This is a genomic window from Diplocloster hominis, from assembly GCF_032380655.1.
Classification (GTDB): Bacteria; Bacillota; Clostridia; order Lachnospirales; family Lachnospiraceae; genus Diplocloster; species Diplocloster hominis.
The window spans coordinates 81,630-94,318 of the sequence record NZ_JAWDIY010000021.1 but is presented as its reverse complement, the minus strand read 5'-3'; the positions used below and the strand labels follow the sequence as shown (position 1 = coordinate 94,318).

7 protein-coding genes are annotated in these 12,689 nt (G+C 43.2%); 5 read left to right on the top strand and 2 right to left on the bottom strand.

The window, feature by feature from the left end; translation table 11 throughout:
• Positions 1–308 precede the first annotated feature (308 nt).
• The 4 genes from rpsO (at position 309) to ABC831_RS18155 (ending at position 6,118) form a co-directional block, all read left to right on the top strand.
• Positions 309–575 (top strand): 30S ribosomal protein S15, encoded by a 267-nt coding sequence (gene rpsO, locus ABC831_RS18170; RefSeq protein ID WP_158344110.1) that lies wholly within the window; start codon positions 309–311, stop codon positions 573–575.
• 266 nt (positions 576–841) lie between these two features.
• Positions 842–2,953, top strand: coding sequence for a polyribonucleotide nucleotidyltransferase (locus ABC831_RS18165; RefSeq protein ID WP_343249499.1), 2,112 nt, complete (start codon positions 842–844; stop codon positions 2,951–2,953).
• A gap of 110 nt (positions 2,954–3,063) precedes the next feature.
• Positions 3,064–3,495: a hypothetical protein gene (locus ABC831_RS18160; protein ID WP_343249498.1), complete on the top strand. Its 432-nt coding sequence runs from the start codon at positions 3,064–3,066 to the stop codon at positions 3,493–3,495.
• Positions 3,496–3,499: 4 nt separating this feature from the next.
• A complete protein-coding gene (locus ABC831_RS18155; protein WP_343249497.1) occupies positions 3,500–6,118 on the top strand; it encodes a KGGVGR-motif variant AAA ATPase in 2,619 nt (872 codons plus the stop codon).
• Positions 6,119–6,484: 366 nt separating this feature from the next.
• On the opposite strand, the gene ABC831_RS18150 is transcribed toward ABC831_RS18155, so the two are convergent.
• Positions 6,485–8,122: a response regulator transcription factor gene (locus ABC831_RS18150; RefSeq protein ID WP_343249496.1), complete on the bottom strand. Its 1,638-nt coding sequence runs from the start codon at positions 8,120–8,122 to the stop codon at positions 6,485–6,487.
• Between the two features lie 19 nt (positions 8,123–8,141).
• Entirely contained in the window at positions 8,142–9,890 is a 1,749-nt protein-coding gene (locus ABC831_RS18145; protein WP_343249495.1) for a sensor histidine kinase, read from the bottom strand.
• Between the two features lie 379 nt (positions 9,891–10,269).
• Here ABC831_RS18145 and ABC831_RS18140 point away from each other — a divergent pair, with 379 nt between their 5' ends.
• A complete protein-coding gene (locus ABC831_RS18140) occupies positions 10,270–11,664 on the top strand; it encodes an ABC transporter substrate-binding protein (RefSeq protein WP_343249494.1) in 1,395 nt (464 codons plus the stop codon).
• Positions 11,665–12,689 lie beyond the last annotated feature (1,025 nt).

Genomic DNA, 12,689 nt, shown 5'->3' with positions numbered 1-12,689 from the left:
TCGTCCAAAGTCATATGTTTTTGATTCCCTGTCATTGTAGTTTTAGACATAAGTACCTCTTTCTACTGCGGATAGGAGACACTAAGAATCATAAAACAGAGACAGGGAGGAGTGTAAGACTAAATTCAGCATGAGGGTGGAATTTAGAATTTCATTCGAGCGGGGCGGATTCGGCTTTATTTTTAGCTTGCGGATATGGGAAAGATATGATATACTATCCGGGTATGAGAAATCAGCCGGTATTCGGAAATTGGACACTCCGACCTTTTTCTTAGTATCAGGCGGTTGAAAAAACAGGAGGAAAAACAATGATTTCGAAAGAAAAGAAACAGGCAATTATTGCTGACTATGCAAGAACACCAGGCGACACCGGTTCACCGGAAGTACAGGTAGCCATCCTGACCGCGAGGATCCAGGAGTTAACCGAGCATTTACAGGAGCATCCGAAGGATCATCATTCCAGAAGAGGTCTTCTCAAAATGGTTGGTCAGAGAAGAGGCTTGCTTTCTTATCTGAAAGACATGGATATTGAGAGATACCGTACTCTGATTGAGCGTTTAGGACTTAGAAAGTAAGAAACTTTGAGGGCGGTTCTTGTAACCGCCCCATTTTATCGTACAGAGTTTTCTGGAGACGTCGCAAGAGAAAAGGGCTCATTGCTGAAATAGCTTGAAATCTATAGCAGCCAAAACCTGTACGATGCAGTAGTTAACCAGTGATGGATTGCGGGCAGTAAGAGCCGAGACCACTGAAAAGAATATCCGTGCGGCGGATGGGTTTTTCAGTAGTTTCGGAATCTCCCGCTTTCTGAATATAACAAGTTTAAAGGAGATTAAGAAATATGTACAAGACTTTCACAATGGAACTGGCCGGCAGAACTTTGTCCGTGGATATCGGAAGAGTAGCGGCACAGGCAAATGGTGCAGCTTTTATGCACTATGGAGATACGACCGTGCTGTGTACGGCCACCGCATCCGACAAGCCCAGAGAGGGGATTGATTTCTTCCCGCTGAGCGTAGAGTATGAAGAGAAATTATACGCAGTAGGGAAAATTCCCGGAGGCTTTAACAAAAGAGAGGGAAAGGCCAGCGAGCATGCGATTCTGACATCCCGTGTCATTGACCGTCCCATGCGTCCGTTGTTCCCGAAGGATTACCGCAATGATGTGACATTAAATAATCTGGTTATGTCCGTTGATCAGGACTGCAGTCCTGAAATCATCGCAATGATTGGAGCTTCCATAGCAACCTCGATTTCCGACATTCCCTTTGACGGTCCGATCTCCGGTACGCAGATCGGTCTGGTGAACGGTGAATTGGTGGTGAACCCGACCGCGGAGCAGAAGGCCGCTTCCGACATGGCCCTGACCGTGGCGTCCACGAAGGAGAAAGTGATTATGATCGAAGCCGGTGCCAATGAAGTGTCGGAAGATATCATGATCGAAGCCATCTACAAAGCCCATGAAGTAAACGTCCAGGTAATCACATTTATTGAGAAAATCGTAGAAGAGTTCGGTAAAGAAAAACACGGCTATGAGAGCTGCGCGATCCCGGAAGAACTGAATGAAGCGATCAGAGCGATCGTGACACCGGAGCAGATGGAAGTAGCTGTATTCAGCGATGTAAAACAGGTCAGAGAAGGTAATATCAGAGAGATTGAAGATAAGCTGGCGGAAGCCTTCGAAGAGGAACATCCGGACTGGCTGCCTCTGATCGGCGAAGCCGTATACCAGTATCAGAAAAAGACTGTCAGAAAGATGATCTTAAAAGACCACAAGCGTCCCGACGGCCGTGCGATTACCCAGATCCGTCCGCTGGCCGCAGAGATCGACCTTCTGCCCAGAGTGCATGGCTCCGGTATGTTTACCCGCGGCCAGACACAGATCCTGAATGTAACCACCTTAGCGCCCCTATCCGAGGCCCAGAGATTAGATGGTCTGGATGAGGCGGAGACAGGTAAGAGATATATGCACCACTATAACTTCCCGTCCTATTCAGTAGGGGAGACAAAGCCGTCCAGAGGACCCGGCAGACGTGAGATCGGACATGGCGCTCTGGCAGAGCGTGCTCTAGTTCCGGTACTTCCCAGCGAAGAAGAGTTCCCTTATGCCATCCGTACGGTATCTGAGACTATGGAATCCAACGGTTCCACCTCCCAGGCCAGCGTGTGCGCTTCCTCCCTGTCCCTGATGGCGGCCGGTGTGCCTATCAAGAGAGCTGTCGCCGGTATTTCCGTAGGTCTGGTAACAGGGGATTCTGATGATGATTATCTGGTGCTGACAGATATCCAGGGGCTGGAGGATTTCTTCGGCGACATGGACTTCAAAGTAGCTGGTACCCATAAAGGTATCACGGCTATCCAGATGGACATCAAGATCCACGGCCTGACACGCTCGATTATCGAAGAAGCATTTGTGAAGACCAAAGAAGCGAGAACTTATATCCTGGACGAGGTCATGACACCTGTCATCGCAGAACCCAGAAAAGAAGTTGGAAAATATGCGCCTAAGATTATCACCGTACAGATCGATCCTTCCCAGATCGGTGATGTGGTGGGACAGCGCGGTAAGACGATCAACGCGATTATCGATCAGACAGGTGTATCCATCGACATCAACGACGATGGCCTGGTATCCATCTGCGGCGTTGAAAAAGAAGGCATGGACAAAGCTTCCGCCCTGATTCACACAATTGTTACAGACTTTGAGGAAGGTAAGCTCTATACAGGTAAAGTGGTCAGCATTAAAGATTTCGGCGCATTCCTTGAGTTTGCTCCCGGAAAAGAAGGTATGGTCCATATTTCTAAGCTGGCTAAAGACAGAGTAAAGACGGTAGAAGATGTTCTGACTTTGGGTGATGTGATCGAAGTGGCATGCCTTGGAAAAGACAAAATGGGCAGAATCAGCTTTAGTTTGAAAGATGTAGACAGATATAAAAATAAGGCAGCGGAATAAAATATACCAATAATTTAAAAGGTATAGCCAAAATGGAGGCTATACCTTTTTTTCAAATAATAATTATAGTATAATACAGAATATATATGGGGAGGTGTACATAATTGATATTGGCAGACAAAAGAGATTATAAGCAGGGATATAGAAAACATTATAGAACATATAAGCGCCTACAATGTGAAAATGCTGACCTTAATAGTCGAAGATTATTATTAGTTTATAGTGTAGAATGTGGTTTAAAATATTTATTATTAAATCAATGGCATGAGGAGAGTCCGAAAAATATTTTATTTGGAGACGATGAAAAAAAGAAAAATGTATTAAGAACACATAATTTGGAGAAGATATTGAAAGAATTAGGGCAGCAGGGAGCATTTAAATTTCCACAACTATTGACAATACATAAGGATTATATATCAATTGAAAACTACCATCAATTATATAGATATTGTATTAGAATAAAGGAGAAATATAAATTTGTAGAGTTGGTGTATGAGGAAGAGTTAAGAAAAATTGCGATTTGGATTGAAGAAGGGATGTGAATTAATGTTACTTTATACTTGGAAAGACGTTGAAAGAAAACTTTTATTAAATAAAAAAAAGTGGGAAGATAAAATTTTGGAGATTGAAACATATACTTCTGAAATAATTATTTATTTAAGAGATATGTCCTTAATAAAAGATGTGGAATTATTGATTAATGAGTTGCTGGATAATAAGTATGATTTTGCGAATAAACTAATAAGCTTGGAATTTGATGGAGAGCATTTAGACGTTATATTTGAACAGGGAGAGGAAGTTGAGTATTTGGAATCAGGAACCCCTCTTTTTAAAAAAGTCTTATATCAACAGTCAGCTTATTATAATGAAATGCTTTATGAAGATTTGCCAGGGGTTCCAGTAGTAGCGTTTCATTCTTACAAAGGTGGAGTAGGCCGTACACTTTCACTATTAGCGTTTGTTAAAGCGTGGTCATCCCTCAAAAATTTAAAAGATTCTAAAAGGCTGCTCATTATTGATTCCGATATAGAAGCACCGGGTATTACCTGGCTAACTTCAAAGAGAGATGAGCCCATATTTAGTTATCTAGATTTATTGGAGGTTACTCAAGGAAAAGATAACATTGCTGAAATAGTATCGATGATAGCTGATAAAGTTGAAGAATTGACTGTAAAGATAGAAACAGAAACAAGCTTAGTAGAACATATTGTATTACCAACATATAGATATATTGAGCAGTTGCTTGATATGTATTCCAGTCCCGAAAGCCTTGCGCTTAGTTACAGTAAAAAATATATATTGGCTGAAGTTTTATCTAAGTTAGGAGAGAAATTAAATGCAGAAATGGTTTTAATTGATTTACGTGCAGGCTTAAGCGAATTTTCAGCACCATTATTGTTTGACCCCAGAGTCAAAAAGTATTTAGTAACATCGACTTCCTACCAGTCTGTGAGAGGAACGGAAATTTTATTACAGCAATTAAATAAGGGATTAATATTATCAGAGAACACTCTGCTTCCTGAAATACTTTTGACAATGGTTCCAGAAGGTTTAAATACATCTGACATTATAAGTGATTTAATAACATCATATGATAAGAATGAAACAGATGAAAACATTTCATTAACTGATAATTTAGTAACAGAACTACCGTTTGCAAGCGAACTTGTGCATTTGGAGTCGATGCAGCATATAATGAAAAATTTAGAGGGAAGGGAATTTTATAGAAAAATTTATTCGATAGTCAATAACATATATTTTACTGACAAGAAAGATAATGAAGCAAATTTTGATAAAAGAGAATATGTAATAAGAAGTATTCATAATTTGGCAAAGAAACAAATTACTGCAGAAGGGAATGCCGCGTTTGACGTTTTAATGACGGAACCAATCAATAATCTCATCAGAAAATATAGAGGCATTATTCCTGATACAGTAATTATGGGAGCTAAGGGCTCAGGAAAAACATTTTTATATCGTGAAATATTAAGAAATAAGTATTGGGAGAATTTTATATTAAGAGTAGATAAAAAAGAAAAAGAAAGTGTAAGAAATAAAACTTTTGCAGTGCCATTGTTAGCATCATCGATGGTAACTGGATTTAGCGAAATTATGCAAGATACTATTGAGAATTTTAATAAAAGTAGTTTAAAAGGAAAGATAAGCAGTTCGGTTTATATTGATAATAAGGATTTCGTATTAAATTTTAGTCGCTATAATAATGACATTTTAGAATGGAAAGAAATTTGGAAACAGATAATCTTACAATCTCTGGATAATGCATATCAATCATTCGAAGAATTAGAACTTGATTTAGAGAAACAAGAAGTTCGTGTTGTATTCCTTATTGATGGATTGGAGGAAGTTTTTACACAAACAATTTCTTCAAAGACAGAACAGAATGCCATTATTGCATTATGTAGAGATATAATTAGTGAAATTAAAGTTAAATTTAAAAATTTCGGATTGATGATATTTCTTCGGAAGGATATGGTACGCGACTCAATATCAGTTAATTTTGAACAATTTAATTCGCTTTATCATTCTGTAGAATTAAGGTGGTCAAGTACAGAAGCATTAAGATTGGTTGTTTGGCTGGTGGGCCAGGCCGTACCTGAGTTCTATAAGGAAGAGGTTGACATTGAACTGGCGTCAGGAGAAATAATTGAAAGAAATCTTACAAAATTATGGGGTATAAAGTTAGGAAAGGCTACATCAAATGAAGCGTATTCTTCTAGATGGATTTTAGCAGCTTTGTCAGATTTTAATGGACAGTTACAGGCAAGAGATATTATTCGTTTTTTGGAATATGCAACAAAAGATGTGGGAAGACGTGTTTATGATGATAGGTATTTGATGCCATCGGAAATTAAGAAAGCCGTGTCTGACTGTTCAAATGCTAAAATTTCCGAGGTAAAGCAAGAAATAAAAGCTCTTAATCCAATATTCGATAAGTTGGACAGCGCTTCAGAGGAGAAAAAGGTTTTACCTTTTTATAATGATACATTTAACCTTACTCCTACAGAAGAAAAAATTATGAAACAGGAAGGATATTTGAAAGTTGAGAATGATAAATATTATTTACCGGAAATAATTAGACATGCATTAAAATTCAGATATGAAAAAGGTGCAAGACCCAAGGTGCTATCTTTGTTATTAAAATAGTATTATATAATTTGTTTAAGTAAGGGTGCAAGCATACGCAAGTAACATAATTATACTAAGAAATCCACCTACGGGATGATTGTAAAACCTTTTGAACTTCACATGTAAAACATTTCTGGTGAGTATGTGAAAGTGCTAACTGAAAAAGTAAATTCCAGTGCCGAAGTAATTGGGGGAGAATTTACTTTTTCATTTTAGGCCTTATTTTCCACAGGCGGATTTTTCGACTGTTCTTGACATGCGACTGTAGTTACTGTGCTATATAAAACAAGGGTTGAAAGCCAAACAAGGAACTTTCAACCCTATTGTTATCATAGAAGATCAGCATTTATAGACTTTTCTTCACACACTCTTCCTGGTATTACTTTACCTATACTTCGAAGGCGCCACCCCAAACTGCTTTTTAAAACACTTACTAAAATACAGAGGATCCGTAAACCCAACCATCTGGGCCACCTGCTGAAGATTCGTATATCCTTTGTCCAGGTAATTCTTAGCAGTCTCCAGCCTTTGCTGGCCAATATACTTAATCAAAGGTGCCGCGAACTCCTTATGGAACTGACGGCTCAGATAGTTTTCATTGACGTACAGCTGAGAAGCCAGCCATTTGACATTCAGCTCCGGATTGGAAATATTCTGTTCGATTAATTCCACACACTTCTCAGCCAGTCTTCTGCCGGAGGAAACCTTACCGGAGCGGACGAAAACCAGTATCTGGCGGTAAAAATCACAGATAAATCCGATACAGTCCGCCGGCTGGTCCCGGTCCATGACCTCAGTCAGGGGATCATAATATTTGTCAAAGACATCTGCCAGCGCGGTCTTATTCTCCTGTAAAAACATCATGCCGGTCATGATAAAATCGATCCGCAGCATGTTAAAACTTTCAAAATCCATGGCAAAAGATGCAAAAGATCGTTTCGGCGTTGGCCGGTCCGCCAACCCCTGCCCCAGAAACGTCTGTTCCACATAAGCAGCCAGATCCCCGGCATTGCCGGTGCGTAGCTGTTTGAGCACGCAGGAACGGATGCTGTCAAAATCAATCGGATTCCTCATGGATGCGCGCATATAATCATCAAAGGAAATGATTCCCATATCCATGACCGCCTGGGTATACTTGGACAAAAATTTGGTGTCGTAGTAACAGCGGTAGATGTTCTGGTACCCCTGATAGCGTCTGCTGTAGAAGATCGTAACCGGCAGGTTCAGATTAAACAGCAGCCCTTCCCGGAGACTCTGACAGATCAGACGGACATTCTGAGAGAAGCTTAAGTCCCGGGGATTGGAACCCAGAAGAATATTCAGATGATAAAAGGAATCGCTGAATACCACACAATTCTGGTAATCACAGAGAGTGTCCTCCACACATTTGGCGACGGTTCCGAGCAGATCGTCGATATCCGTCTCATCCAGCAGATGTTTTTCAAACGCGTTGATGTGCAGTGATATGATCTCGAATTCTTTGGCATCGATGGGAAGCTGGTAGAAGCGGAACTTATCGATCAATTGCTGCTCGCTTAAGGGCTGCCGGCCGGATACGACCCAATTCAGGAATTTGTCCCGGATCATCTTTTCGCTGACCATAGCTTTGCTGTACAGATGGGAGACATACTGGTCCTGCTGCCTGGATGAATTGAGCTGGTCCAGCACTTTCTGCATCAGAGTTTCCAGTTTTTTCGGTTCGATAGGTTTTAGAAGATAATGGTACACGCCGATATTCAGTGCCTGCTGGGCGCAGCCGAAGCTGTCATTCACGGTCAGCATCACACACTGGACATTCGGATGAGCGGCCCGTACCTGTTCTGCCAGCTGCAGGCCATCCATATTGGGCATATTAATATCACAGATCATCACATCCGGAACTTCATTTCTCATTATCTCCAGCGCAGCCAGCCCGTCGGCGGCATCCGGCAGGATCTTAAAGCCCATGGAGGGCCAGTCCAGAATCTGATGGAGTCTGCGCAGGATCAGCGGGTCATCATCTACGAATAATATTTTATACATGACATATCCTCCCTGGCGGTTAGTAGGTTTTCGGAAAACGCATGGTAATGTTCGTCTCAACTCCGGGAACGGAATGGATCGTGAGTCCATAAGAACTGCCATATTTCAGGCGGATCCGCTCCTGCACATTCTGAATTCCGAAATGCTTCGGCATGGAGATCGCCGTCGGGACGAACAGGGACCGCAGTGTTTCTTCCGAAATGCCCCGGCCGTCATCGGAGACTGTGATGCAGATAATCTGCTCGCTGTCGGAGGTTACCCGGATGCGGATGTGTCCGTTCTCCCGGTATCCCGCGAAACCGTGGAGGACCGTATTTTCCACCAGTGGCTGCAGCAGCATCTTCAGAATTTTCAGTTCTTTTAAATCCTCATCCGCTTCGATCTGATAGGTAAAGAGGCCGGGTGTCCGGATTAACTGGATTTCCAGATAATCCCGGATCATATGAAGCTCTTCCCGGATGGTGATAAGGTTCCGGCCTTTACTCAGGATTCCGCGATAATAGCGGCCCAGATGATAGATCATGGACGTGGCGGTTTCCTTTTTTTCATCGGTGACTAAGCTGCTGATGTTGTCCAGGCAGTTATAGAGAAAATGAGGATTGATCTGCGCCTGCATCAGCTTTAATTCGTATTCACGCCTCTGATTCTGTTCATTATATATGCGGGTAGTCAATTCACGGATATTATTGCTCATATGCTGGAAGCGGTCGGCCAGAAATCCGATCTCATCGCTTGATTTGACCGGAACCGGCGCGCCGAAGTTACCCTTGCCGGCTTCATCCGCATAATCCGCCAGCTGACGGATTGGGCGGACAAGGCTTTTGGCCAATATCTGGGAAAGCAGGATCGTAATGCTCAATACCAGCAGGCCAATCACCGACAGCAGCAGCGTCAGACTCAGAGCCTCCCTGTAAACCCTGTAATAACTCATTGTGTAAAATACATGGAAGTTCCCGGACTGGGTCGGGGATGTCAGCATCAGGCTGCGGCGCTGATCCCAGGAAAGAACCTTGGAATTCTTAGTCTGATCCACAGTCAGGCTATACGCCTCGTCCGGCACAGGTGTCTGCAGAAGCGCCCTGTTCTGCGATGACACGATCGTACCTTCCGTATCCGTGATAAAGAACATCTCATCATTTTCATCCGAAACATTCCGATAAGTGTCATATAACAAATCTTCTTTGACGTCAAACGACAGAATCCCCAGACAAATACCGGTATCAATATCGATCAGAGACTTGGAAATATTAAAAGCACTCTGCCCGCTTTTCTCCCTGGGAGGACCGAAAATCATCTGTCCGCCTTTCGCGGTAATCTCCTCATAGAGCTGCTGCATTTCCGGCGTAGGCTCACTGATCTCATCGGTTTTAATATCAAATACCCTGCCGTCAAAGGTCTGCACATAGCCATCGTGAACCAGGCTGCCGATATCCATAATATTGTATACAGAAGAGTGCATGGCGGTGGAAAACAGATAACTCCCGTAGGTATTGTCCGGATAAGAAGTACAGATAGCCGTCTGAAGGGCGGAACTGGTGGAAAACGCCTTAATATTATATTTCACATTAGAGACGATCCGGTCCGCCTGATCACAGACAAGAATCAGTTTATCCATGGAATTCTGCATCATTTCCTTCTTGCCATTGTGTACCAGCAGGGAAATGGAGAGAACCAGAATCATCAGAATCGATATCACATTGAGCGGCAAAAAGAGAAGAAGCACTTTTTTCTTTAAATTTAACTGTTTCCATATGGTTGATATTTTCATCCCACATCTCCTTACCTCGTATGGATATAAGTATTTCTAGCCGAACCCGGATTCACCGGAACAATAATTTGCCATTTTGCGCAAAATCATTTATAAGTGTTTATAACTAATTTTCAGCGCGGGCGGCAGCTATCGATCGTATCCAATAGAACGTTCTTATTATATAATAGAGAGATGAAAATGGACAGCGGTTTCCGCGAAGCGATTCGTTTTTTCCATGTGAGGTCGTAAAATTCCATTCTCTCAGAAAAGAAAATGATTTAGGATAAAGACATCAAAGATGCCTGATAAGCCCGCATGAGGAATCCGCAAACAGGATTGAGAAAAAACTGAAAATGCGTGGAGGATCAACGGCAGCGAAAAAAGGGAGGAAATTATAATGTGTAAATGGAAGAAATGGATGTCACTGGTACTGGCAACAGCCATGATCGGTACGCTGACCGCCTGCGGCAGCTCCGGCGGGGAAAAGGACGCAGCGGCCCAGGAGCCGGCACAGACCCAGACAGAAAAACCAGCGGATGCTGCGGAGGCACCGAAGGAAACAGCGGCTTCCGGCGAGAAAGTTAAATTGAACATGTTATTTAATGATACCGATGAAAACGTTCAGGAAGAAATGAAATATGTGATGGAACATCTGCCGGAAGTTCTGCCCAATGTGGAGGTAGAACTGGAAATGAGCCCTGGGGATGCCCAGACCTATGAGACCAAGGTCAGAACCATGATCGCAGCAGGCGGAGAAGGCCTGGACGTATGGTGGGAGAGAGGCGGAAGCTGGGCGACTCCGATCCTGGAGTCCAAGAGCGCGTTACCTCTGGATGATTATCTGGAAGCCAGCGGTTACTGGGACAAAGTAATCCCTTCTGCGAAACTGCCGGCAGCCGACGGACATACATATGGAATCCCCTTTGAAGATATTTCCTATGAAATCATGTTATACAATAAGAAAATCTTCGCGGACAACAATCTGGAAGTACCCAAGACCGTTACAGAGTTAAAGAAAGTCGTAGAGACTCTGGCGAAAACCGAAATCGTTCCGATCTCCGTAGGAGCCAAAGATGGCTGGTGTGCTGCCATGATGGTGGAAGGCTTCGCATACTCGATCGATCCGGAAATCACCAAAAAGATCGTGGACGGTCAGGCGAAATTCTCCGACGAACCCTACACCAAGGGCGCGGAAGTGATGAAAGAACTGATGGACATGGGCGCATTCTCCAAGAACGTGGCGCTGACCGGTATTGACGAGGCTCTGCCGTTATTCGAGACCGGCAAAGCGGCCATGATGGCCAACGGTTCCTGGGCAGTGGCATCCTGTGCCGATAAAATGGGTGAAGATTTCGGATATTTCTACTATCCGGTAGTCAACGATGCAGACGTGGACCAATACGGTAAAAACTGTGCGGGCGGTGTAAAACAGAACTCCGGTATGATGGTATACGCAGGAACCGAACACCCCGATGAAGCGGTGGCTCTGTGCCAGGCAGTTGCCGAGCTACGCTGCAAATATGTGTACGAAGAAAAAGGAAACCCGTTCACTGTCTACAAAGCGGACGTAATGGGCTGGAAATATGACAAAGACTTTGCGGAACCGGTAGCGCAGCTGGCGGCTGACATGCAGAATTTCGGCTTTGTCTATGGGCTGGTACAGGACGTGATGCCTACGGCGGCGGCATCCTCAGGAGTGATGCAGGCGACCAGTAAGTTTATGACTAACACTGCGGATTACGGTGTGGAGGATTATCTGGCTGATATGGATAAGGCTGCACTGGAAGAATAAGAATTGATGGGTGTTTAGGACTGAGGGAATATGGGGCCGGGGCTGGGACCGGGGTGAATATGGGAGCGGGGTGAATATGGGGCCGGGATGAGAGAGAAGCGGCGGGGCCTTGCGGGGTGGGGCGGAAAATCTCGTGGGGCCAAATCGCTTCGGCCGGCCTAAGAACGGGTAACTCCGATGATGGGAGAACCTCTTATTGGCAGGGCCTGGAACAAACTCGCCACAATACGGCTCGGACAGTGTTCCAGGCCCTGCGAGGTTCTCCCATCATCTGCGTAACCCGTTCTAAGACCGGCCTCAAGCGATTTGGCCCCACGAGATTTTCCGCCCCACCCCGCAAGGCCCCGCCGCTTCCCTCTCATCCCTGCATTATAGCAGGCCTGGTTTCATGTGCATTTCTGCAGAGGTGGAACCATTCGGACGGATATTAGGTTCAGACGAAAAAGATATTTAGTATTTCTATTATACCTATTGGACGACTGGTTTGACTTTATTTATTAGTTTTTCCGGAATAGAAGATCAATAAGTGCCCTCTTTCCCTTTCAAATGATAAAGGACAGTTTGCATTTTTGAATATTTGTCCAGAAGAGATCATTTATTTTGGAGGGTTTTCGAGTTGATCTAGCAAAATTTCAGTTAATTAGAAATTGATATAAAGACTAATTGAATATTTGAAATCATAGTAAGACGCAATTTAAAATACGAATTTGTATGAATCGTTACTATAGGTGGTGTAACTAAAGGAAACCCAGCTAAGGTAAACGTAGTTATAAAATTTATGAAGCTGTAGGAAATATAACTGAAAGAAATGTAGCTGAGTTGAAACGTAGTTATAATATATGAAGCTATTGGAAATGTAGCTAAAGGAATCGTAACTAGGGTAAAACATAGTTATCGTATATACAGTTATAAAAAACGTATCTAAAGGAGACGTAAGTCTGGTAAAACATAGATATAGTATATGCAGCCAGAGAAAAACGTATCTTAAGGAGACGTAAGTCAGGCAAAACGTAGATATAGTATAC

Coding starts and splice junctions, on each gene's coding strand:
- rpsO (WP_158344110.1), top strand. CDS start 309: ATGATTTCGAAAGAAAAGAAACAGGCAATTATTGCTGACTATGCAAGA.
- ABC831_RS18145 (WP_343249495.1), bottom strand. CDS start 9,890: ATGAAAATATCAACCATATGGAAACAGTTAAATTTAAAGAAAAAAGTG.
- ABC831_RS18165 (WP_343249499.1), top strand. CDS start 842: ATGTACAAGACTTTCACAATGGAACTGGCCGGCAGAACTTTGTCCGTG.
- ABC831_RS18140 (WP_343249494.1), top strand. CDS start 10,270: ATGTGTAAATGGAAGAAATGGATGTCACTGGTACTGGCAACAGCCATG.
- ABC831_RS18150 (WP_343249496.1), bottom strand. CDS start 8,122: ATGTATAAAATATTATTCGTAGATGATGACCCGCTGATCCTGCGCAGA.
- ABC831_RS18155 (WP_343249497.1), top strand. CDS start 3,500: ATGTTACTTTATACTTGGAAAGACGTTGAAAGAAAACTTTTATTAAAT.